At 51.3% G+C, this 19,095-nt stretch carries 32 protein-coding genes; 26 read left to right on the top strand and 6 right to left on the bottom strand.

The features are described 5' to 3' along the window. The first annotated feature begins 60 nt into the window (after positions 1–60). From rplN to NWV12_RS20000, 20 genes are all read left to right on the top strand, one after another. Positions 61–432 carry a 50S ribosomal protein L14 gene (rplN, locus tag NWV12_RS20095; protein WP_002919748.1) on the top strand — a complete coding sequence of 124 codons (372 nt, stop codon included), beginning with the start codon at positions 61–63 and terminating at the stop codon, positions 430–432. A 10-nt stretch (positions 433–442) separates the two neighbouring features. Beyond that, positions 443–757 (top strand): 50S ribosomal protein L24, encoded by a 315-nt coding sequence (gene rplX / locus NWV12_RS20090; RefSeq protein ID WP_003863287.1) that lies wholly within the window; start codon positions 443–445, stop codon positions 755–757. A gap of 14 nt (positions 758–771) precedes the next feature. Further along, positions 772–1,311, top strand: coding sequence for a 50S ribosomal protein L5 (gene rplE, locus NWV12_RS20085; protein ID WP_001096206.1), 540 nt, complete (start codon positions 772–774; stop codon positions 1,309–1,311). A gap of 14 nt (positions 1,312–1,325) precedes the next feature. Then, a complete protein-coding gene (gene rpsN / locus NWV12_RS20080; RefSeq protein ID WP_003863291.1) occupies positions 1,326–1,631 on the top strand; it encodes a 30S ribosomal protein S14 in 306 nt (101 codons plus the stop codon). Positions 1,632–1,661: 30 nt separating this feature from the next. Then, entirely contained in the window at positions 1,662–2,054 is a 393-nt protein-coding gene (gene rpsH / locus NWV12_RS20075) for a 30S ribosomal protein S8 (RefSeq protein WP_006178918.1), read from the top strand. Positions 2,055–2,066: 12 nt separating this feature from the next. Then, entirely contained in the window at positions 2,067–2,600 is a 534-nt protein-coding gene (gene rplF / locus NWV12_RS20070) for a 50S ribosomal protein L6 (protein ID WP_003863296.1), read from the top strand. Positions 2,601–2,609: 9 nt separating this feature from the next. Beyond that, complete coding sequence (gene rplR / locus NWV12_RS20065) at positions 2,610–2,963, top strand: 50S ribosomal protein L18 (RefSeq protein ID WP_003863297.1); 354 nt, start codon at positions 2,610–2,612, stop codon at positions 2,961–2,963. A gap of 14 nt (positions 2,964–2,977) precedes the next feature. Further along, positions 2,978–3,478 carry a 30S ribosomal protein S5 gene (gene rpsE, locus NWV12_RS20060; RefSeq protein WP_003863299.1) on the top strand — a complete coding sequence of 167 codons (501 nt, stop codon included), beginning with the start codon at positions 2,978–2,980 and terminating at the stop codon, positions 3,476–3,478. A 6-nt stretch (positions 3,479–3,484) separates the two neighbouring features. Next, entirely contained in the window at positions 3,485–3,664 is a 180-nt protein-coding gene (gene rpmD, locus NWV12_RS20055; RefSeq protein ID WP_003863301.1) for a 50S ribosomal protein L30, read from the top strand. Positions 3,665–3,667: 3 nt separating this feature from the next. Continuing rightward, positions 3,668–4,102 carry a 50S ribosomal protein L15 gene (gene rplO / locus NWV12_RS20050; RefSeq protein WP_003863304.1) on the top strand — a complete coding sequence of 145 codons (435 nt, stop codon included), beginning with the start codon at positions 3,668–3,670 and terminating at the stop codon, positions 4,100–4,102. Between the two features lie 7 nt (positions 4,103–4,109). Then, a complete protein-coding gene (secY, locus tag NWV12_RS20045; RefSeq protein WP_003863305.1) occupies positions 4,110–5,441 on the top strand; it encodes a preprotein translocase subunit SecY in 1,332 nt (443 codons plus the stop codon). Positions 5,442–5,472: 31 nt separating this feature from the next. After that, a complete protein-coding gene (gene rpmJ / locus NWV12_RS20040) occupies positions 5,473–5,589 on the top strand; it encodes a 50S ribosomal protein L36 (protein ID WP_000868187.1) in 117 nt (38 codons plus the stop codon). A 146-nt stretch (positions 5,590–5,735) separates the two neighbouring features. Then, entirely contained in the window at positions 5,736–6,092 is a 357-nt protein-coding gene (gene rpsM / locus NWV12_RS20035; RefSeq protein WP_003863308.1) for a 30S ribosomal protein S13, read from the top strand. Between the two features lie 16 nt (positions 6,093–6,108). Continuing rightward, a complete protein-coding gene (gene rpsK, locus NWV12_RS20030; protein WP_003863312.1) occupies positions 6,109–6,498 on the top strand; it encodes a 30S ribosomal protein S11 in 390 nt (129 codons plus the stop codon). 33 nt (positions 6,499–6,531) lie between these two features. Continuing rightward, positions 6,532–7,152 carry a 30S ribosomal protein S4 gene (gene rpsD, locus NWV12_RS20025; RefSeq protein WP_004868345.1) on the top strand — a complete coding sequence of 207 codons (621 nt, stop codon included), beginning with the start codon at positions 6,532–6,534 and terminating at the stop codon, positions 7,150–7,152. Between the two features lie 25 nt (positions 7,153–7,177). Then, a complete protein-coding gene (locus NWV12_RS20020) occupies positions 7,178–8,167 on the top strand; it encodes a DNA-directed RNA polymerase subunit alpha (protein WP_002919219.1) in 990 nt (329 codons plus the stop codon). A gap of 40 nt (positions 8,168–8,207) precedes the next feature. Then, positions 8,208–8,591, top strand: coding sequence for a 50S ribosomal protein L17 (gene rplQ / locus NWV12_RS20015; protein WP_001216368.1), 384 nt, complete (start codon positions 8,208–8,210; stop codon positions 8,589–8,591). Between the two features lie 107 nt (positions 8,592–8,698). After that, complete coding sequence (locus NWV12_RS20010) at positions 8,699–9,067, top strand: DUF1992 domain-containing protein (protein WP_048977002.1); 369 nt, start codon at positions 8,699–8,701, stop codon at positions 9,065–9,067. 2 nt (positions 9,068–9,069) lie between these two features. Beyond that, positions 9,070–9,495, top strand: coding sequence for a Zn(2+)-responsive transcriptional regulator (gene zntR, locus NWV12_RS20005; protein ID WP_029740638.1), 426 nt, complete (start codon positions 9,070–9,072; stop codon positions 9,493–9,495). 57 nt (positions 9,496–9,552) lie between these two features. Next, positions 9,553–9,768 (top strand): alternative ribosome-rescue factor A, encoded by a 216-nt coding sequence (locus NWV12_RS20000; protein ID WP_023333665.1) that lies wholly within the window; start codon positions 9,553–9,555, stop codon positions 9,766–9,768. On the opposite strand, the gene mscL is transcribed toward NWV12_RS20000, so the two are convergent. The 5 genes from mscL to def form a co-directional block, all read right to left on the bottom strand. Next, positions 9,769–10,179, bottom strand: a complete 411-nt coding sequence (mscL, locus tag NWV12_RS19995) for a large-conductance mechanosensitive channel protein MscL (RefSeq protein WP_048977001.1) — start codon at positions 10,177–10,179, stop codon at positions 9,769–9,771. Positions 10,180–10,325: 146 nt separating this feature from the next. After that, entirely contained in the window at positions 10,326–11,702 is a 1,377-nt protein-coding gene (gene trkA, locus NWV12_RS19990; protein ID WP_008503482.1) for a Trk system potassium transporter TrkA, read from the bottom strand. 22 nt (positions 11,703–11,724) lie between these two features. Beyond that, the gene (gene rsmB / locus NWV12_RS19985; protein WP_048979828.1) at positions 11,725–13,011 is read right to left on the bottom strand and encodes a 16S rRNA (cytosine(967)-C(5))-methyltransferase RsmB; all 1,287 of its coding nucleotides are present in this window, start codon (positions 13,009–13,011) and stop codon (positions 11,725–11,727) included. 52 nt (positions 13,012–13,063) lie between these two features. After that, positions 13,064–14,011 (bottom strand): methionyl-tRNA formyltransferase, encoded by a 948-nt coding sequence (gene fmt / locus NWV12_RS19980; RefSeq protein ID WP_039262757.1) that lies wholly within the window; start codon positions 14,009–14,011, stop codon positions 13,064–13,066. A 25-nt stretch (positions 14,012–14,036) separates the two neighbouring features. After that, positions 14,037–14,546: a peptide deformylase gene (gene def, locus NWV12_RS19975; protein WP_006812188.1), complete on the bottom strand. Its 510-nt coding sequence runs from the start codon at positions 14,544–14,546 to the stop codon at positions 14,037–14,039. A 127-nt stretch (positions 14,547–14,673) separates the two neighbouring features. Between def and dprA the strand changes: the two genes are divergently transcribed. Genes dprA through NWV12_RS19945 form a run of 6 tightly spaced genes read left to right on the top strand, consistent with a single transcriptional unit; the run spans position 14,674 to position 18,457 of the window. Further along, positions 14,674–15,798: a DNA-protecting protein DprA gene (dprA, locus tag NWV12_RS19970; protein WP_048979829.1), complete on the top strand. Its 1,125-nt coding sequence runs from the start codon at positions 14,674–14,676 to the stop codon at positions 15,796–15,798. Next, positions 15,770–16,243, top strand: coding sequence for a DUF494 family protein Smg (gene smg, locus NWV12_RS19965; RefSeq protein ID WP_008503477.1), 474 nt, complete (start codon positions 15,770–15,772; stop codon positions 16,241–16,243). The genes dprA and smg overlap by 29 nt, the downstream gene beginning before the upstream one ends. 26 nt (positions 16,244–16,269) lie before the next feature. Then, on the top strand, positions 16,270–16,824 hold the full coding sequence (locus tag NWV12_RS19960; RefSeq protein WP_048979821.1) for a type I DNA topoisomerase: 555 nt from the start codon (positions 16,270–16,272) through the stop codon (positions 16,822–16,824). Beyond that, positions 16,817–17,389 (top strand): L-threonylcarbamoyladenylate synthase type 1 TsaC, encoded by a 573-nt coding sequence (gene tsaC / locus NWV12_RS19955; RefSeq protein WP_033146781.1) that lies wholly within the window; start codon positions 16,817–16,819, stop codon positions 17,387–17,389. The genes NWV12_RS19960 and tsaC overlap by 8 nt, the downstream gene beginning before the upstream one ends. A gap of 4 nt (positions 17,390–17,393) precedes the next feature. Then, positions 17,394–18,212: a shikimate dehydrogenase gene (aroE, locus tag NWV12_RS19950; RefSeq protein ID WP_048979823.1), complete on the top strand. Its 819-nt coding sequence runs from the start codon at positions 17,394–17,396 to the stop codon at positions 18,210–18,212. Next, positions 18,209–18,457: a DUF1488 domain-containing protein gene (locus NWV12_RS19945; protein ID WP_047059619.1), complete on the top strand. Its 249-nt coding sequence runs from the start codon at positions 18,209–18,211 to the stop codon at positions 18,455–18,457. Before aroE ends, NWV12_RS19945 begins: the two co-directional genes overlap by 4 nt. Here the strand turns inward: NWV12_RS19945 and NWV12_RS19940 are convergent. Continuing rightward, positions 18,433–18,987 carry a gamma carbonic anhydrase family protein gene (locus tag NWV12_RS19940; protein ID WP_048979824.1) on the bottom strand — a complete coding sequence of 185 codons (555 nt, stop codon included), beginning with the start codon at positions 18,985–18,987 and terminating at the stop codon, positions 18,433–18,435. The two genes, NWV12_RS19945 and NWV12_RS19940, sit on opposite strands and share 25 nt — an antisense overlap. Positions 18,988–19,095 lie beyond the last annotated feature (108 nt).

Here is a 19,095-nt window from a genome sequence, read left to right as displayed (position 1 = left end):
CTTTTTAACGGCTCTGATTTTAGAGTCTCAGGTAGTAGTTGACATTAGCGGAGCACTAAAATGATCCAAGAACAGACTATGCTGAACGTCGCCGACAACTCCGGTGCACGTCGCGTAATGTGTATCAAGGTTCTGGGTGGCTCGCACCGTCGCTACGCAGGCGTAGGCGACATCATCAAGATCACCATCAAGGAAGCAATTCCACGTGGTAAGGTCAAAAAAGGTGATGTGCTGAAGGCGGTAGTGGTGCGCACCAAGAAGGGTGTTCGTCGCCCTGACGGTTCTGTCATTCGCTTCGATGGTAATGCATGCGTTATTTTAAACAATAACAGCGAGCAGCCTATCGGCACGCGTATCTTTGGGCCGGTAACTCGTGAACTTCGTACTGAGAAGTTCATGAAAATTATCTCTCTGGCACCAGAAGTACTCTAAGGAGCGAATCATGGCAGCGAAAATCCGTCGTGATGACGAAGTTATCGTGTTAACCGGTAAAGATAAAGGTAAACGCGGTAAAGTAAAAAATGTTCTGTCTTCCGGCAAACTTGTCGTTGAAGGTATCAACCTGGTTAAGAAACATCAGAAGCCGGTTCCGGCCCTGAACCAACCAGGTGGCATCGTTGAAAAAGAAGCTGCTATTCAGGTTTCTAACGTTGCAATCTTCAATGCGGCTACCGGCAAGGCTGACCGTGTAGGCTTTAGATTCGAAGACGGCAAAAAAGTCCGTTTCTTCAAGTCTAACAGCGAAACTATCAAGTAATTTGGAGTAGTACGATGGCGAAACTGCATGATTACTACAAAGACGAAGTAGTTAACAAACTCATGACTGAGTTTAACTACAATTCTGTCATGCAAGTCCCTCGGGTCGAGAAGATCACCCTGAACATGGGTGTTGGTGAAGCGATCGCTGACAAGAAACTGCTGGATAACGCAGCAGCTGACCTGACAGCAATCTCCGGTCAAAAACCGCTGATCACCAAAGCACGCAAATCTGTTGCAGGCTTCAAAATCCGTCAGGGCTATCCGATCGGCTGTAAAGTAACTCTGCGTGGCGAACGCATGTGGGAGTTCTTTGAGCGCCTGATCACTATTGCTGTTCCACGTATCCGTGACTTCCGTGGCTTGTCCGCTAAGTCTTTCGACGGTCGTGGTAACTACAGCATGGGTGTCCGTGAGCAGATCATCTTCCCAGAAATCGACTACGATAAAGTCGACCGCGTGCGTGGTTTGGATATTACCATTACCACTACTGCGAAATCTGACGAAGAAGGCCGTGCTCTGCTGGCTGCCTTTGACTTCCCGTTCCGCAAGTAAGGTAGGGTTACTGAATGGCTAAGCAATCAATGAAAGCACGCGAAGTAAAGCGCGTAGCTTTAGCTGATAAATTCTTCGCTAAACGCGCTGAACTGAAAGCGATCATTTCTGATGTGAACGCTTCCGACGAAGATCGTTGGAATGCGGTTCTCAAGCTGCAGTCTCTGCCGCGTGATTCCAGCCCGTCTCGTCAGCGTAACCGCTGTCGTCAAACAGGTCGTCCACATGGTTATGTGGGCAAGTTTGGGTTGAGCCGTATCAAACTGCGTGAAGCCGCCATGCGCGGTGAAGTGCCAGGCTTGAAAAAGGCTAGCTGGTAATTACCAATTGAATCACGGGAGTAAAGACAGATGAGCATGCAAGATCCGATCGCGGATATGCTGACCCGTATCCGTAACGGTCAGGCCGCGAACAAAGTTGCGGTCACCATGCCTTCCGCCAAGCTGAAAGTGGCAATTGCCAACGTGCTGAAGGAAGAAGGTTTTATCGAAGATTTTAAAGTTGAAGGCGACACCAAGCCGGAACTGGAACTTACTCTTAAGTATTTCCAGGGTAAAGCTGTTGTAGAAAGCATTCAGCGTGTCAGCCGCCCAGGCCTGCGCATCTATAAGAAAAAAGATGAGCTGCCAAAAGTTATGGCTGGTCTTGGTATCGCAGTTGTTTCTACCTCTAAAGGTGTTATGACTGATCGTGCAGCGCGCCAGGCTGGTCTTGGTGGCGAAATTATCTGCTACGTAGCCTAATCGGAGGAAAGAATGTCTCGTGTTGCTAAAGCACCGGTCGTTATTCCTGCCGGCGTTGATGTAAAAATCGACGGTCAGGTTATTACGATCAAAGGTAAAAACGGCGAGCTGACTCGTACCCTCAACAAAGCTGTTGAAGTTAAACATGCAGATAACGCTCTGACCTTCGGTCCACGTGATGGTTTCGTGGATGGATGGGCTCAGGCTGGTACCGCGCGTGCCCTGCTGAACTCAATGGTTGTTGGTGTTACCGAAGGCTTCACTAAAAAGCTTCAGCTGGTTGGTGTAGGTTATCGTGCAGCTATCAAAGGGAATGCAGTAGGCCTGTCTCTGGGCTTCTCACACCCTGTTGAGCATCCGCTGCCGGCCGGTATCACTGCAGAATGTCCGACTCAAACTGAAATCGTGCTGAAAGGCGCTGATAAACAGCTGATCGGTCAGGTTGCAGCAGATCTGCGCGCCTACCGTCGTCCTGAGCCTTACAAAGGCAAGGGTGTTCGTTACGCCGACGAAGTCGTGCGTACCAAAGAGGCTAAGAAGAAGTAAGGTAACACTATGGATAAGAAATCTGCTCGTATCCGTCGTGCGACCCGCGCACGCCGCAAGCTCAAAGAGCTGGGTGCAACTCGCCTGGTGGTACATCGTACCCCGCGTCATATTTACGCACAGGTAATTGCACCGAACGGTTCTGAAGTTCTGGTAGCTGCTTCTACTGTAGAAAAAGCTATCTCAGAACAATTGAAGTACACCGGTAACAAAGACGCCGCTGCAGCTGTAGGTAAAGCTGTTGCTGAACGCGCTCTGGAAAAAGGCATCAGCAATGTTTCCTTTGACCGTTCCGGGTTCCAATATCATGGTCGTGTCCAGGCACTGGCAGATGCTGCCCGTGAAGCTGGCCTTCAGTTCTAAGGTAGAGGTGTAAGATGGCTCACATCGAAAAACAGGCTGGCGAACTGCAGGAAAAGCTGATCGCGGTAAACCGCGTATCTAAAACCGTTAAAGGTGGTCGTATTTTCTCCTTCACAGCTCTGACTGTAGTAGGCGATGGTAACGGTCGCGTTGGTTTTGGTTACGGTAAAGCGCGTGAAGTTCCAGCAGCGATCCAGAAAGCGATGGAAAAAGCCCGTCGCAATATGATTAACGTCGCGCTGAACAACGGTACCCTGCAACACCCAGTTAAAGGTGTTCACACGGGTTCTCGTGTATTCATGCAGCCAGCTTCAGAAGGTACCGGTATCATCGCCGGTGGTGCAATGCGCGCCGTTCTGGAAGTTGCTGGGGTTCATAACGTTCTGGCCAAAGCATATGGTTCCACCAACCCGATCAACGTGGTTCGTGCAACTATTGATGGCCTGGAAAATATGAATTCTCCAGAAATGGTCGCTGCCAAGCGTGGTAAATCCGTTGAAGAAATTCTGGGGTAATTGACCATGGCAAAGACTATTAAAATCACTCAAACCCGCAGTGCAATCGGTCGTCTGCCGAAACACAAGGCAACGCTGCTTGGCCTGGGTCTGCGTCGTATTGGTCATACCGTTGAGCGCGAGGATACTCCTGCTGTTCGTGGTATGGTCAACGCGGTTTACTTCATGGTTAAAGTTGAGGAGTAAGAGATGCGTTTAAATACTCTGTCTCCGGCCGAAGGCTCTAAAAAGGCGGGTAAACGCCTGGGTCGTGGTATCGGTTCTGGCCTCGGCAAAACCGGTGGTCGTGGTCACAAAGGTCAGAACTCTCGTTCTGGCGGTGGCGTACGTCGCGGTTTCGAGGGTGGCCAGATGCCACTGTACCGTCGTCTGCCGAAGTTCGGCTTCACCTCTCGCAAAGCAGCGATCACAGCGGAAATCCGTCTGTCTGACCTGGCGAAAGTTGAAGGCGGCGTTGTAGACCTGAACACGCTGAAAGCAGCAAACATTATCGGTATCCAGATCGAGTTCGCGAAAGTGATCCTGGCTGGTGAAGTTTCTACTCCGGTAACTGTTCGTGGCCTGCGTGTTACTAAAGGTGCTCGTGCTGCTATCGAAGCTGCTGGCGGTAAAATTGAGGAATAAGTAGCAGATGGCTAAGCAACCGGGATTAGATTTTCAAAGTGCCAAAGGTGGATTTGGCGAGCTGAAACGCAGACTGCTGTTTGTTATCGGCGCGCTGATTGTGTTCCGTATTGGCTCTTTTATTCCGATCCCTGGTATCGATGCCGCTGTACTTGCCAAACTGCTTGAGCAACAGCGAGGCACCATCATTGAAATGTTCAACATGTTCTCTGGTGGTGCTCTCAGCCGTGCTTCTATCTTTGCATTGGGTATTATGCCGTACATTTCGGCATCTATTATTATCCAGCTGCTGACGGTCGTTCATCCGGCCCTGGCAGAGTTGAAGAAAGAAGGGGAGTCTGGACGTCGTAAGATTAGTCAGTACACCCGTTACGGTACTCTGGTGCTGGCAATATTCCAGTCGATCGGTATTGCTACCGGTCTGCCGAATATGCCTGGTATGCAGGGCCTGGTGTTAAACCCGGGCTTTGCATTCTATTTCACCGCTGTTGTAAGTCTGGTCACAGGGACTATGTTCCTGATGTGGCTCGGCGAACAGATTACTGAGCGTGGTATCGGTAACGGTATCTCTATCATTATCTTCGCCGGTATTGTTGCGGGCCTCCCGCCAGCCATCGCCCATACTATCGAGCAAGCGCGTCAAGGCGACCTGCACTTCCTCCTGTTGCTGTTGGTTGCAGTATTAGTATTTGCAGTGACGTTCTTTGTTGTCTTCGTTGAACGTGGTCAACGCCGCATTGTGGTGAACTACGCTAAACGTCAGCAGGGTCGTCGTGTCTATGCTGCACAGAGCACACATTTACCGCTGAAAGTGAACATGGCGGGGGTTATCCCGGCTATCTTCGCTTCCAGTATTATTCTGTTCCCGGCGACCATCGCGTCATGGTTCGGGGGCGGTACTGGTTGGAACTGGCTGACAACAATTTCGCTGTATTTGCAGCCTGGGCAACCACTTTATGTGTTACTCTATGCGTCTGCGATCATCTTCTTCTGTTTCTTCTACACGGCGTTGGTCTTCAACCCGCGTGAAACAGCAGATAACCTGAAGAAGTCCGGTGCATTTGTACCAGGAATTCGTCCGGGAGAGCAAACGGCGAAGTATATCGATAAAGTAATGACTCGCCTGACTTTGGTTGGTGCGCTTTATATTACTTTTATCTGCCTGATCCCGGAGTTCATGCGTGATGCAATGAAAGTACCGTTCTACTTCGGTGGGACCTCACTGCTTATCGTTGTTGTCGTGATTATGGACTTTATGGCTCAAGTGCAAACTCTGATGATGTCCAGTCAGTACGAGTCTGCATTGAAGAAGGCGAACCTGAAAGGCTACGGCCGCTAAATGGTCGCCTGAGAAGTTACGGAGAGTAAAAATGAAAGTTCGTGCTTCCGTCAAGAAATTATGCCGTAACTGCAAAATCGTTAAGCGTGATGGTGTCATCCGTGTGATTTGCAGTGCCGAGCCGAAGCATAAACAGCGCCAAGGCTGATTATTTCGCATATTTTTCTTGCAAAGTTGGGTTGAGCTGGCTAGATTAGCCAGCCAATCTTTTGTATGTCTGTACGTTTCCATTTGAGTATCCTGAAAACGGGCTTTTCAGCATGGTGCGTACATATTAAATAGTAGGAGTGCATAGTGGCCCGTATAGCAGGCATTAACATTCCTGATCAGAAACATGCTGTGATCGCATTAACTTCGATCTACGGCGTCGGCAAGACCCGTTCTAAAGCCATTCTGGCTGCAGCGGGTATCGCTGAAGATGTTAAGATCAGTGAGCTGTCTGAAGAACAAATCGACACGCTGCGTGACGAAGTTGCCAAATTTGTCGTTGAAGGTGATCTGCGCCGTGAAATCAGCATGAGCATCAAGCGCCTGATGGATCTTGGTTGCTATCGCGGTTTGCGTCATCGTCGTGGTCTGCCAGTGCGCGGTCAGCGTACTAAGACCAACGCACGTACCCGTAAGGGTCCGCGCAAACCGATCAAGAAATAATCGGGGTGATTGAATAATGGCAAAGGCACCAGTTCGTGCACGTAAACGTGTAAGAAAACAAGTCTCTGACGGCGTGGCTCATATCCATGCTTCTTTCAACAACACCATCGTTACTATTACTGATCGTCAGGGTAACGCATTGGGTTGGGCAACAGCCGGTGGTTCCGGTTTCCGTGGTTCTCGCAAATCCACTCCGTTCGCAGCTCAGGTTGCAGCAGAGCGTTGCGCAGAAGCCGTAAAAGAATACGGCATCAAGAATCTGGAAGTTATGGTTAAAGGTCCGGGTCCGGGTCGTGAATCTACTGTTCGCGCTCTGAACGCCGCTGGTTTCCGCATCACGAATATTACTGATGTGACTCCGATCCCTCATAACGGTTGTCGTCCGCCGAAAAAACGTCGCGTATAACGCTCCGTTTTTTAGGTTAGTTGGAGATAGAAAATGGCAAGATATTTGGGTCCTAAGCTCAAGCTGAGCCGTCGTGAGGGCACCGACTTATTCCTTAAGTCTGGCGTTCGCGCGATCGATACCAAGTGTAAAATTGAACAAGCTCCTGGCCAGCACGGTGCGCGTAAACCGCGTCTGTCTGACTATGGTGTGCAGTTGCGTGAAAAGCAAAAAGTTCGCCGTATGTACGGTGTGCTGGAGCGTCAGTTCCGTAACTACTATAAAGAAGCAGCACGTCTGAAAGGCAACACAGGTGAAAACCTGCTGGCTCTGCTGGAAGGTCGTCTGGACAACGTTGTATACCGTATGGGCTTCGGCGCTACTCGTGCTGAATCACGTCAGCTGGTTAGCCACAAAGCAATCATGGTAAACGGTCGTGTTGTTAACATCGCTTCTTATCAGGTTAAAGCGAATGACGTTGTTAGCATTCGTGAGAAAGCGAAAAAGCAATCTCGCGTGAAGGCCGCTCTGGAGCTGGCTGAGCAGCGTGAAAAGCCAACCTGGCTGGAAGTTGATGCTGGCAAGATGGAAGGTACGTTCAAGCGTCAGCCAGAACGTTCTGATCTGTCTGCGGACATTAACGAACACCTGATCGTCGAGCTTTACTCCAAGTAAAGCTTAGTACCAAAGAGAGGACACAATGCAGGGTTCTGTGACAGAGTTTCTAAAACCGCGCCTGGTAGATATCGAGCAAGTGAGTTCGACGCACGCCAAGGTGACCCTTGAGCCTTTAGAGCGTGGCTTTGGCCATACTCTGGGTAACGCACTGCGCCGTATTCTGCTCTCATCGATGCCGGGTTGCGCGGTGACCGAGGTTGAGATTGATGGTGTACTTCATGAGTACAGCACCAAAGAAGGCGTTCAGGAAGATATCCTTGAAATCCTGCTCAACCTGAAAGGGCTGGCGGTGAGAGTTCAGGGTAAAGATGAAGTTATTCTTACTCTGAATAAATCTGGCATTGGCCCTGTGACTGCAGCCGACATCACCCACGACGGTGATGTTGAAATCGTCAAGCCGCAGCACGTGATCTGCCACCTGACCGATGAGAACGCAGCTATTAGCATGCGTATCAAAGTTCAGCGCGGTCGTGGTTATGTGCCGGCTTCTGCCCGAATTCATTCGGAAGAAGATGAGCGCCCAATCGGCCGTCTGCTGGTCGACGCATGCTATAGCCCTGTAGAGCGTATTGCCTACAATGTTGAAGCAGCGCGTGTAGAACAGCGTACCGACCTGGACAAGCTGGTCATCGAAATGGAAACCAATGGCACAATCGATCCTGAAGAGGCGATTCGTCGTGCGGCGACCATCCTGGCAGAACAACTTGAAGCTTTCGTTGACTTACGTGATGTACGTCAGCCGGAAGTTAAAGAAGAGAAACCAGAATTCGATCCGATCCTGCTGCGCCCTGTTGACGATCTCGAATTGACTGTCCGCTCTGCTAACTGCCTTAAGGCAGAAGCTATCCACTATATCGGTGATCTGGTACAGCGTACCGAGGTTGAGTTGCTGAAAACGCCGAACCTGGGTAAAAAATCTCTTACTGAGATTAAAGACGTGCTGGCTTCACGTGGTCTGTCTCTGGGCATGCGCCTGGAAAACTGGCCACCGGCAAGCATTGCTGACGAGTAACCGGATCACAGGTTAAGGTTTTACTGAGAAGGATAAGGTCATGCGCCATCGTAAGAGTGGTCGTCAACTGAACCGCAACAGCAGCCATCGCCAGGCTATGTTCCGCAACATGGCAGGTTCATTGGTTCGTCATGAGATCATCAAGACGACCCTGCCTAAAGCGAAAGAGCTGCGTCGCGTAGTTGAGCCGCTGATTACTCTTGCCAAGACTGACAGCGTTGCTAATCGTCGTCTGGCATTCGCCCGTACTCGTGATAACGAGATCGTGGCAAAACTGTTTAACGAACTGGGCCCGCGTTTCGCGAGCCGTGCCGGTGGTTACACTCGCATTCTGAAGTGTGGTTTCCGTGCAGGCGACAACGCGCCGATGGCTTACATCGAGCTGGTTGATCGTTCAGAGAAAGCAGAAGCTGCTGCAGAGTAATCTGCAGTAACGTAAAAAAACCCGCTCCGGCGGGTTTTTTTATATCCGCGATACCCCCACTTCTCTACAATGTCTGTATCAATTCTGTTCATCCCCTGGAGCTGGTAATGTGGTTGCTCGACCAGTGGGCAGAACGCCATATTCGCGATGCCCAAAAAAAAGGTGAATTCGACGATCTCCCGGGGAGCGGTGAACCCCTTGCGCTTGACGATGACTCGCACATCGCGCCTGAACTACGGGCTGGATACCGTTTACTGAAAAATGCGGGCTGTCTCCCCCCGGAGCTCGAACAGCGCAGAGAGGCTGTTGAACTGGCCGATCTTCTCAAAGGGATCCGCTATGACGATCCACGACATTCTGAACTTAGCCGCCGCCTCGCCCTGCTTGAACTCAAGCTGCGCCAGGCTGGTATGAACACTGATTTTTTGCGCGGTGAATTCGGTGAAAGATTGATGCAGAAAATAAACGAGGAGTAGTTATGTACCGTATCGGTGAACTTGCGAAGCTTGCTAATGTCACGCCGGATACCATCCGATATTACGAAAAGCAGCAGATGATCGATCATGAAGTTCGGACTGAAGGGGGCTTTCGCCTTTATACCGATAACGATCTGCAGCGCCTGCGGTTTATTCGTTATGCGCGTCAGCTCGGTTTCACACTGGATTCGATCCGCGAATTATTATCGATCCGCATCGATCCGGAACATCACACCTGCCAGGAATCTAAAAGCATAGTGCAGGCCCGGCTGGATGAAGTTGAAGCGCGTATACAGGAACTGCAAACCATGCAGCGCTCTCTGCAAAGGCTGAATGATGCCTGCTGCGGTACGGCCCACAGCAGCATTTACTGTTCAATTCTCGAAGCCCTTGAACAGGGAGCGAGTGGAGAAACGCAGGGCTGTTGATTTTTAGTTCAACCGGGTCTAGACTCGCTTCGTCATAAACCCTGCTCTGGAGACATTATGAGCCGCTATCAGCACACGAAAGGACAAATTAAGGACAATGCCATTGAGGCGTTACTTCACGACCCGTTATTCAGGCAGCGCGTTGAGAAGAATAAAAAAGGGAAAGGAAGTTATCTGCGTAAAGACAAACATGAAAAACGGGGTAACTGGGAGGCCAGTGGCAAGCAAGCGAATCGCTTATTTACCACTGGCCTTCCTGCTTTTATCTGTTGATTAGATGCGGTTATTTTGCTCTTTTAACAGATCGCGGATCTCACTCAACAGCACTTCTTCTTTCGTTGGCGCAGGTGCTGCAGCTGGCTCTTCTTTTTTACGGTTGAGCCTGTTGATCAGCTTGATGGCCATAAATATGGCAAACGCGACAATCACAAAATCAAATACGTTCTGAATAAATACGCCGTAGTGCATCACTACTGCCGGAACATCACCCTGCGCTTCACGCAGCGTGAAAGCGAACTGTTTGAAATCAATGCCGCCGATTAACAACCCTAAAGGTGGCATGATAATGTCGGCCACTAATGATGAAACAATCTTACCGAATGCCGCACCAATAATGACACCCACTGCCAAATCCACCACGTTCCCGCGCATCGCAAATTCGCGAAATTCTTTAATAAAACTCATTGTTCTCTCCTTGTGCCAGCTGACGAGTTTAAGTTTAACAAATCATTAGCCAATTGCCATTCGGGATAATTAAACATTATGAAAAATAAAAGGCACAGAAATGAAAAGGATAAAGTAAGGGTGCTCTTTCTCGAGCACCCAATTCTTTAAAGGAAGAATGGACTTGGCTGGAATAAACGTTCGACGTCGGTAATAAACTTTTTATCGGTAAGGAACATAATAACGTGATCGCCTTGCTCAATTCGTAAATTATCATTGGCAATCATGACATCATTCCCGCGCACAACGGCGCCGATAATCGTGCCTGGCGGCAGTTTAATTTCGTCGATCGAACGGCCGACGACGCGCGACGTCGTTTCATCTCCATGAGCAACGGCTTCAATGGCTTCCGCTACGCCACGGCGGAGCGATGACACACCGACAATATCCGCTTTACGAACATGGCTCAGGAGCGCGGAAATTGTCGCCTGCTGAGGGGAAATAGCAATATCAATAACGCTACCCTGAACCAGATCGACATACGCCTTGCGCTGAATAAGCACCATGACTTTTTTTGCCCCCATGCGCTTCGCGAGCATGGCGGACATTATATTCGCCTCGTCATCGTTGGTGACGGCAATAAAGAGATCAACCTGATCAATATGCTCTTCAGCCAGTAGCTCCTGATCCGACGCATCACCATAAAATACAATCGTATTTTGCAGTTTTTCCGCCAGTTCAGCAGCACGTTGTTGATCGCGCTCGATCAACTTCACGCTGTAATCTTTTTCCAGCCGATGTGCCAGGCCGGCACCGATATTGCCACCGCCGACCAGCATAATGCGCTTATAGGGTTTTTCGAGACGCTGAAGTTCACTCATCACCGCACGAATATGCTGTGAGGCCGCAATAAAGAAGACCTCATCACCGGCTTCGACAATCGTGGAGCCTTGCGGGCGAATTGGCCTGTCGTGGCGGAAAATCGCTGCAACGCGCGTATCAATATGCGGCATGTGCTCGCGCATGGTGGAAAGCGCATTGCCGATTAATGGTCCGCCATAATAGGCCTTAACCACTGCCAGGCTCACTTTGCCCTCGGCAAAGTTAACCACCTGCAAGGCACCCGGATATTCGATCAGGCGATAGATATTGTCGATAACCAGCTGTTCTGGCGCGATGAGGTGGTCAATGGGGACCGCTTCGGAATTAAACAGTTTTTCAGCATCGCGAACATAGTCCGGAGAGCGAATACGCGCAATTCGGTTTGGCGTGTTGAAAAGCGAGTAGGCCACCTGACAGGCCACCATATTGGTTTCGTCAGAACTGGTTACCGCAACCAGCATGTCGGCATCGTCGGCGCCCGCCTCACGAAGAACACGTGGGTGCGAACCATGACCCTGCACCACGCGCAGGTCAAACTTGTCCTGTAATACACGCAGACGATCGCCGTTGGTATCAACAATTGTGATGTCGTTGTTTTCGCCAACCAGGTTTTCCGCCAGCGTTCCGCCCACCTGTCCTGCACCCAGAATGATAATCTTCATATCTCGTGACCTGTTCTCAACATCACTCTTTGATTAGCTTAGCGTAAAAGAAGCCATCGCCCTCTTCAGCACCCGGCAGGTTCTGCAGACCCGGGCATTCAGGCGTTCCCGTATCGCTCAGCGCGGCGTCCGGCGTACGTTTAAGGAAGGCCGCGATTTGCTGGCTGTTTTCTTCCGGCAGTACGGAGCAGGTCGCATAGACCAGCGTTCCGCCAGATTTAAGATGCGGCCAAATGGCGTCGAGAATGTCGGATTGCAGTTGGGCAAGTTCCTGAATATCACGATCGCGGCGTAGCCACTTGATGTCCGGATGACGACGAATAACACCGGTTGCAGAGCAGGGGGCGTCCAGCAAAATGCGATCGAACTGGGTTTCACCGCACCATTCTGCGGGTTTGCGTCCATCGCCCTGCTTAACCTGAGCCTTCATGCCGAGACGCTTGAGGTTGTCGTAGACGCGTGAGAGACGCTGTTCATCGACGTCCACTGCCATCACGCTGGCCTGCGGAGCCACTTCCAGAATATGCGTCGTTTTGCCCCCAGGTGCGGCGCAAAGATCGAGGATCTGCTCACCATTTTTGGGTTCAAGCCAGGTCATGCAACCCTGCGCCGAGGCATCCTGTACGGTTACCCAACCTTCATCAAAACCGGGTAATGCATGTACCGGTGCAGGTGAGGCTAAGCGTACGGCATCCGGATAGGCTTCATGCGGGAATCCACTCATTCCAGCTTCTTCAAGTAATGCCAGCCATGCGTCACGAGTGTGGTGATTACGATTCACGCGTAGCCACATTGGCGGGCGCTGGTTGTTGGCATCGGCAATCTCCTGCCACTGCTGTGGATAAGCTTTTTTCAGGCGCCTCAACAGCCAGTCCGGGTGCAGAAAACGTGCTTCGCTTTGGGTAAATTCAGCCAGAAGCTCTTCCTGCTGTCTCTGGAACTGACGCAGTACGCCGTTGATCAGACCTTTCAGTTGAGGGCGTTTAATCGCAACGGCGCCTTCAACCGTCTCAGCCAGCGCGGCATGAGGTGGGATGCGGGTATGAAGAAGCTGATAAAAACCCACCATAATCAAATAGTGTACGGTGCGTTGCTTGCCTGTCATTGGGCGTGACATCAGCTTGTTAATCAGCCACTCAAGCTGAGAAAGCGTGCGCAGAACGCCAAAGCAGAGCTCCTGAAGCAGGGCTTTGTCTTTATCAGATACTTTTTGTTGCAGGGGAGGCAGGACGTTACTTAAGGACTGGCCCTGCTCGATAACCTGCTCAACGGCCTGAGCCGCCATACTGCGTAGATTTTGTTTTTTCATAACCGTAAAAATAAAAATGCCCGGAAACACCGGGCCTTAAGGATAGATTTGCTCAGGCAAGACGATTGCCCGGAATAAACCATTCGCGACGGGAATTTAACAGATCCTGAGCGCTCATGGCCTTCTTACCGGCCGGTTGTAGCGATTCAAGATTCAGGATCCCTTGCCCAGTCGCCACCTGAATTCCGTTCTTGTTGGCGTCAATAATCGTACCGGGTTCAGCCGTGGTAGTACCGCTAATGACGGAGGCTTTCCAGACTTTCACCGGCTGCTCATCAATCTCCATCCAGCTCATCGGCCACGGATTAAAAGCGCGAATGCAGCGTTCAAGCTGCGCGGCTGACAGGGACCAGTCGATACGCGCTTCTTCTTTGCTCAGTTTTTCGGCATAAGTCACCAGCGCGTCATCCTGAACTTCCGGTTTCGCCGTATTGTCTGCAAGCTGCTGGAGCGTCTCGATAAGCCCTTGTGGGCCAAGGTCTGCCAGTTTGTCATACAGCGTAGCGCTGGTATCGTCTGACGTTATGGGGCACGCCAGTTTATACAGCATATCGCCTGTGTCTAAACCTACGTCCATCTTCATGATAGTAACGCCCGTTTCGGCATCACCAGCCCACAGCGAGCGCTGGATTGGTGCAGCACCACGCCAGCGCGGGAGCAGAGACCCATGCACGTTGATGCAACCCAGGCGGGGCATATCAAGCACAGCTTTTGGCAGAATTAAACCGTAAGCTACCACCACCATTACGTCGGCATTCAGGTCAGCAACCAGCTGCTGATTTTCCTGTGGGCGTAACGATGCGGGCTGGAATACGGGTAGCCCATGCTCTTCTGCCAGCACCTTTACCGGGCTCGGCATCAGTTTTTTGCCGCGACCAGCAGGACGGTCGGGCTGGGTAAAGACGCCAACAACCTGGTGACCAGACGATAACAGCGCGTCAAGATGACGCGCTGCAAAATCAGGGGTTCCCGCGAAGATAATACGTAGTGTTTTAGACACGATGATCCTTGTATCCGGGGGGACGTTATGCGCGAGAACGCAAACGATCCAGTTTCTCTACTTTTTGACGAATACGCTGCTGTTTCAGCGGCGAGAGATAATCGATAAACAGTTTACCGACCAGGTGATCCATCTCATGCTGAATACAAATTGCCAGCAGGTCGTCTGCTTCCAGTTCGAACGGATTACCGTCACGATCCAGCGCGCGAATTTTCACCTTTTCGGCACGCGGTACTAAAGCGCGCTGTTCAGGAATGGACAGACAGCCTTCCTCAATACCGGTTTCGCCACTCTTTTCGAGCAGCTCAGGGTTGATCAGCACCAGACGCTCATCGCGATTTTCGGAAACATCAATCACGATAATACGCTTATGAATATCCACCTGCGTCGCCGCTAGGCCAATACCTTCTTCGGCGTACATGGTATCGAACATATCATCAACGATACGCTGGATTTCTGCATTCACTTCTTTGACCGGTTCAGCGACGATGCGAAGGCGCTCGTCCGGAATATGTAACACTTGCAAAACTGCCATAAATTTCCAGAGTCGTGTTCAGGAGTTGATAAGAATACTCCCTCTATTCTAGACAAATCCCCCATCGATTGACAGCATCAGTGACCAATCGCAATGATTGCGGAGGCCGCTTATGGCAGGGGAAAGGATGACGTCTACCGAGATATGGCTACGGCTAGTACACACTGGGTCTCTGTGTGGTGATGTAATGCTGGAAGCGGCTGCGCGACTGCAGAAGCTGGAACACCTCAACGTGCTCGTCGCCAGAGAGGCCGGGCTGACAGCAAAGCAGGCTGAACGGTTCTTTGCACTCGATGAGAGCGAGCTGGAACGTAGCCTTGTGTGGCTTGAGCAGCCGGGACATCATTTATTAACGCCCAACCATCCCCTATATCCCCCTTTGCTCCGTACGATCCCTGATTATCCCGGGGCGTTATTCGTAAAAGGTAATCCTGAGGCGCTTAATACCGTTCAGTTGGCGGTGGTAGGTAGTCGTGCGCCGTCATGGTACGGCGAGCGATGGGGAAAAATCCTGTGCGAACAACTGTCTCAAAGCGGTTTCACGATCACCAGCGGGCTGGCCTGCGGTATTGACGGCGTAGCCCACAGCGCGGCGCTGTCAGTTAAGGGACGAAGTGTAGCGGTGCTGGGGAACGGTCTTTTTAGCATTTATCCACGCCGGCATCAGGCGTTGGCGATGAGGCTTATTGAATCTGACGGCGCGATAGTTTCTGAGTTTCCGCTTTCCGCACAGCCCAGGCCGGCAAACTTTCCGCGTCGGAATCGGATTATCAGCGGGCTTAGCAAAGGCGTGCTGGTGGTTGAAGCGGCGCGCCGAAGCGGTTCGCTGGTCACGGCGCGATGCGCGCTCGAACAGGGGAGAGAAGTCTTCGCCTTGCCTGGTCCGATAGGTAATCCCGGATGCGAGGGACCCCACTGGCTGATTAAGCAAGGGGCAACGCCGGTAACGGAAGTAGGAGATATTCTTGAAAATTTGCAATATGGGTTGCAATGGCTGCAGGAAGATCCCGAAAAGCGACAATATTCATCAGATCAGGGAAAGGTGGCATTGCCATTTCCCAAGCTCCTGGCTAACGTAGGAGATGAGGTAACACCTGTTGACGTTGTCGCTGAACGTGCCGGCCAACCTGTGCCAGTAACGGTAGCACAGCTACTCGAACTGGAGTTAGCAGGGTGGATCGCAGCTGTACCCGGCGGCTATGTCCGATTAAGGAGGGCATGCCATGTTCGACGTACTGATGTATTTGTTTGAGACTTACATCCATAACGAAGCAGAAATGCGAGTGGATCAGGACAAATTGACACAGGATCTTACCGATGCGGGGTTTGAGCGGGAAGATATCTATAATGCGTTGATGTGGCTGGAAAAACTGGCTGATTATCAGGAAGGCCTCGCCGAACCGATGCAGCTTGCTTCTGACCCATTGTCAGTACGCATTTATACAGCGGAAGAGTGTGAAAGGCTGGACGCCAGCTGCCGGGGGTTCATCTTATTCCTTGAGCAGATTCAGGTGCTGAACCTCGAAACGAGAGAAATGGTGATAGAGCGCGTCATGGCGCTGGATACAGCAGAATTTGAACTGGAAGATCTCAAGTGGGTGATCCTGATGGTTCTGTTTAATATCCCGGGCTGTGAAAACGCCTATCAGCAAATGGAAGAATTACTCTTTGAAGTGAATGAAGGTATGCTGCACTAATTCAATGTGCAGCACCAAGAGTTGTTATGGCCAAATCAGCACTATTCACGGTGCATAAAAACGAGCCCTGCCCGCAGTGCGGGGCTGAACTTGTTATTCGGTCCGGGAAACACGGCCCGTTTCTCGGTTGTTCACACTATCCGGAATGTGATTATGTCCGTCCCCTGAAAAGCCAGGCGGATGGACATATCGTTAAAATTCTGGAGGGTCAGTATTGCCCACTCTGCGGTGGTGAATTAGCCCTGCGGCAGGGGCGATTCGGCATGTTTATTGGATGTAGCCGCTACCCGGAATGTGAGCATACGGAACAAATTGATAAGCCTGATGAAACGGCAATTGCGTGCCCTCAGTGTCAGCGCGGTCAGTTGGTACAGCGCCGTTCCCGTTATGGTAAGACTTTCCATTCGTGCGATCGCTACCCTGAATGCCAGTTCGTTATCAATTTTAAACCGGTAGCGGGAACCTGCCCTCATTGCAATTATCCGCTACTTATAGAGAAGAAAACCGCGCAAGGCATTAAACGCTTCTGCGCCAGTAAACAATGTGGAAAGCCGGTTACGGCGGATCAAAATAGTGAATAATAACCTGCCATCAGGCTCCATTGCGCATGCTGTGGACGTACTGAAAAAAGAAGAAGTCATCGCCTATCCAACTGAAGCTGTTTTTGGAGTCGGTTGCGATCCTGACAGCGAGACGGCCGTAAGCCGACTGCTTGCCTTAAAACAAAGACCCGTCGAGAAAGGGCTGATTTTGATCGCTGCGAATTATGAGCAGCTTAAACCCTATATCGATGACTCCATGCTGACGCCGGCGCAGCGCGAGACTATCTTCTCCGCGTGGCCTGGCCCGGTGACCTTCGTTTTCCCGGCGCAGCCGACTACGCCTCGCTGGTTAACCGGACGTTTTGATTCCCTCGCCGTTCGCGTAACTGACCATCCGCTGGTGGTTGAACTTTGCCTGGCATTTGGTAAACCGCTGGTCTCAACCAGCGCCAACCTGACCGGATTGCCACCTTGTCGGACAACCGAAGAAGTACTGGCGCAGTTCGGGAATGACTTCCCAGTCGCTGTCGGTGAAACGGGAGGGCGCCTGAATCCGTCTGAAATTCGCGACGCTTTGACCGGCGAACGTTTTCGCCAGGGGTAGTCTCATGGAAACCTATGCTGTTTTTGGTAATCCGATTGCACACAGCAAGTCACCGTTGATTCATCAGCAATTTGCGAAGCAGCTGCAGATAAATCATCCCTATGGTCGCGTACTGGCACCGGTGGATGCATTTATTCCAACGCTGGAGGCTTTTTTCGCCGCGGGCGGTAAAGGCGCGAATGTGACGGTTCCTTTTAAAGAGGAAGCCTTCGAACGAGCGGATGAGCTCACCGAGCGCGCTTCACTGGCTGGTGCAGTCAATACCCTAAAACGGCTTGAGGATGGACGCCTTTTGGGTGACAACACAGACGGAGTTGGTTTACTTAGCGATCTGGAACGACTGTCGTTTATTAAGCCCGGGTTTCGGGTCCTGCTGATTGGTGCGGGTGGCGCATCGCGGGGAGTACTGTTGCCTCTGCTTTCACTGGACTGTGCGGTGACCATTACCAACAGAACCTTTTCCCGCGCGGAAGCGCTGGCGGCGTTGTTTGCGCATACCGGCAGCGTGAGCGCGGTAGCGCTTGACGATCTTGCCGATCGTGAGTTCGATCTTGTCATCAATGCCACGTCCAGCGGCATCAATGGCGAGATCCCGGCAATTCCCGCTTCTCTGGTCAGCGCGCATATGTACTTCTATGACATGTTTTATCAGAAAGGGAAGACGCCTTTCCTGAGCTGGTGTAAACAACACGGCGCGAAACAGTTAGCCGATGGACTGGGAATGCTGGTGGGGCAGGCTGCGCATGCGGTGCTGCTCTGGCATGGCGTGTTGCCTGCGGTCGAACCTGTCATTGAAAAGTTAAAGCAGGAGCTTTCGGCGTGAACCAGGCTATTCATTTCCCGGACAGAGAGATCTGGGATGAGAGTAAACAAGCGGTCTGTTTTCCGGTGCTGGTGCAGGGGATGCAACTTACCTGTGCCATTCATGGGGAGACGCTGTTGCGCCGTTTTGGCGGTTCAGACCCTATAGCGGTATTTTGCGAAAATCGCTGGGATCTGGAAGAAGAAGCCAGCGATTTAATCCGCGAACAGCAGGAAGACGATCAGGGCTGGGTTTGGTTGTCCTGATCCAAATAGTCATTCTTCCAGTTAACGTAGTTGTTCGCCGAGTATTTTAATCCTTCGATCTCCGCCTCCTTCAGGGGGCGGATCTGTTTTACCGGGCTTCCCAGATAGAGATAGCCACTCTCCAGCCGTTTGTTCTGCGGGACCAGGCTACCGGCACCAATCATTACGTCATCTTCTACTATGACGCCATCCAGCAAAATCGACCCCATGCCAACAAGTACGCGATTCCCGATAGTGCAGCCGTGAAGCATCACCTTATGGCCGACGGTAACCTCTTCTCCAATGATGAGGGGATTACCGTCCGGGTTATAGGAGGATTTATGCGTGACATGCAGAACGCTGCCGTCCTGAATATTGGTACGGGCGCCAATCGACACATAGTTAACATCTCCCCTGATGGCGACGAGGGGCCAGATGCTGACGTCATCGGCCATTCGGACATCGCCGATCACCACGCTGCTGGCATCGATCATCACGCGATCGCCTTTTTGGGGGAACAGATCTTTATAAGGACGTAATGCTGCGGGCATATCTACCTCTAACAATGAGCGCTATACAGAAGACTTTGATCATATTAATGGATCGCGGCAAGGCAAAATACGTCAATATTTAAGCAGATCGGGCGGGATTTCAGCGAA

The organism is Enterobacter sp. Crenshaw (genome assembly GCF_024734705.1).
Classification (GTDB): domain Bacteria; phylum Pseudomonadota; class Gammaproteobacteria; order Enterobacterales; family Enterobacteriaceae; genus Enterobacter; species Enterobacter asburiae_B.
Note: the sequence above shows the minus strand (reverse complement) of the source record. Positions and strands in the feature narration are given on the sequence as shown.

Coding starts and splice junctions, on each gene's coding strand:
- rplN (WP_002919748.1), top strand. CDS start 61: ATGATCCAAGAACAGACTATGCTGAACGTCGCCGACAACTCCGGTGCA.
- rplX (WP_003863287.1), top strand. CDS start 443: ATGGCAGCGAAAATCCGTCGTGATGACGAAGTTATCGTGTTAACCGGT.
- rplE (WP_001096206.1), top strand. CDS start 772: ATGGCGAAACTGCATGATTACTACAAAGACGAAGTAGTTAACAAACTC.
- rpsN (WP_003863291.1), top strand. CDS start 1,326: ATGGCTAAGCAATCAATGAAAGCACGCGAAGTAAAGCGCGTAGCTTTA.
- rpsH (WP_006178918.1), top strand. CDS start 1,662: ATGAGCATGCAAGATCCGATCGCGGATATGCTGACCCGTATCCGTAAC.
- rplF (WP_003863296.1), top strand. CDS start 2,067: ATGTCTCGTGTTGCTAAAGCACCGGTCGTTATTCCTGCCGGCGTTGAT.
- rplR (WP_003863297.1), top strand. CDS start 2,610: ATGGATAAGAAATCTGCTCGTATCCGTCGTGCGACCCGCGCACGCCGC.
- rpsE (WP_003863299.1), top strand. CDS start 2,978: ATGGCTCACATCGAAAAACAGGCTGGCGAACTGCAGGAAAAGCTGATC.
- rpmD (WP_003863301.1), top strand. CDS start 3,485: ATGGCAAAGACTATTAAAATCACTCAAACCCGCAGTGCAATCGGTCGT.
- rplO (WP_003863304.1), top strand. CDS start 3,668: ATGCGTTTAAATACTCTGTCTCCGGCCGAAGGCTCTAAAAAGGCGGGT.
- secY (WP_003863305.1), top strand. CDS start 4,110: ATGGCTAAGCAACCGGGATTAGATTTTCAAAGTGCCAAAGGTGGATTT.
- rpmJ (WP_000868187.1), top strand. CDS start 5,473: ATGAAAGTTCGTGCTTCCGTCAAGAAATTATGCCGTAACTGCAAAATC.
- rpsK (WP_003863312.1), top strand. CDS start 6,109: ATGGCAAAGGCACCAGTTCGTGCACGTAAACGTGTAAGAAAACAAGTC.
- rpsD (WP_004868345.1), top strand. CDS start 6,532: ATGGCAAGATATTTGGGTCCTAAGCTCAAGCTGAGCCGTCGTGAGGGC.
- NWV12_RS20020 (WP_002919219.1), top strand. CDS start 7,178: ATGCAGGGTTCTGTGACAGAGTTTCTAAAACCGCGCCTGGTAGATATC.
- rplQ (WP_001216368.1), top strand. CDS start 8,208: ATGCGCCATCGTAAGAGTGGTCGTCAACTGAACCGCAACAGCAGCCAT.
- NWV12_RS20010 (WP_048977002.1), top strand. CDS start 8,699: ATGTGGTTGCTCGACCAGTGGGCAGAACGCCATATTCGCGATGCCCAA.
- zntR (WP_029740638.1), top strand. CDS start 9,070: ATGTACCGTATCGGTGAACTTGCGAAGCTTGCTAATGTCACGCCGGAT.
- NWV12_RS20000 (WP_023333665.1), top strand. CDS start 9,553: ATGAGCCGCTATCAGCACACGAAAGGACAAATTAAGGACAATGCCATT.
- mscL (WP_048977001.1), bottom strand. CDS start 10,179: ATGAGTTTTATTAAAGAATTTCGCGAATTTGCGATGCGCGGGAACGTG.
- trkA (WP_008503482.1), bottom strand. CDS start 11,702: ATGAAGATTATCATTCTGGGTGCAGGACAGGTGGGCGGAACGCTGGCG.
- rsmB (WP_048979828.1), bottom strand. CDS start 13,011: ATGAAAAAACAAAATCTACGCAGTATGGCGGCTCAGGCCGTTGAGCAG.
- def (WP_006812188.1), bottom strand. CDS start 14,546: ATGGCAGTTTTGCAAGTGTTACATATTCCGGACGAGCGCCTTCGCATC.
- dprA (WP_048979829.1), top strand. CDS start 14,674: ATGACGTCTACCGAGATATGGCTACGGCTAGTACACACTGGGTCTCTG.
- smg (WP_008503477.1), top strand. CDS start 15,770: ATGTTCGACGTACTGATGTATTTGTTTGAGACTTACATCCATAACGAA.
- NWV12_RS19960 (WP_048979821.1), top strand. CDS start 16,270: ATGGCCAAATCAGCACTATTCACGGTGCATAAAAACGAGCCCTGCCCG.
- aroE (WP_048979823.1), top strand. CDS start 17,394: ATGGAAACCTATGCTGTTTTTGGTAATCCGATTGCACACAGCAAGTCA.
- NWV12_RS19940 (WP_048979824.1), bottom strand. CDS start 18,987: ATGCCCGCAGCATTACGTCCTTATAAAGATCTGTTCCCCCAAAAAGGC.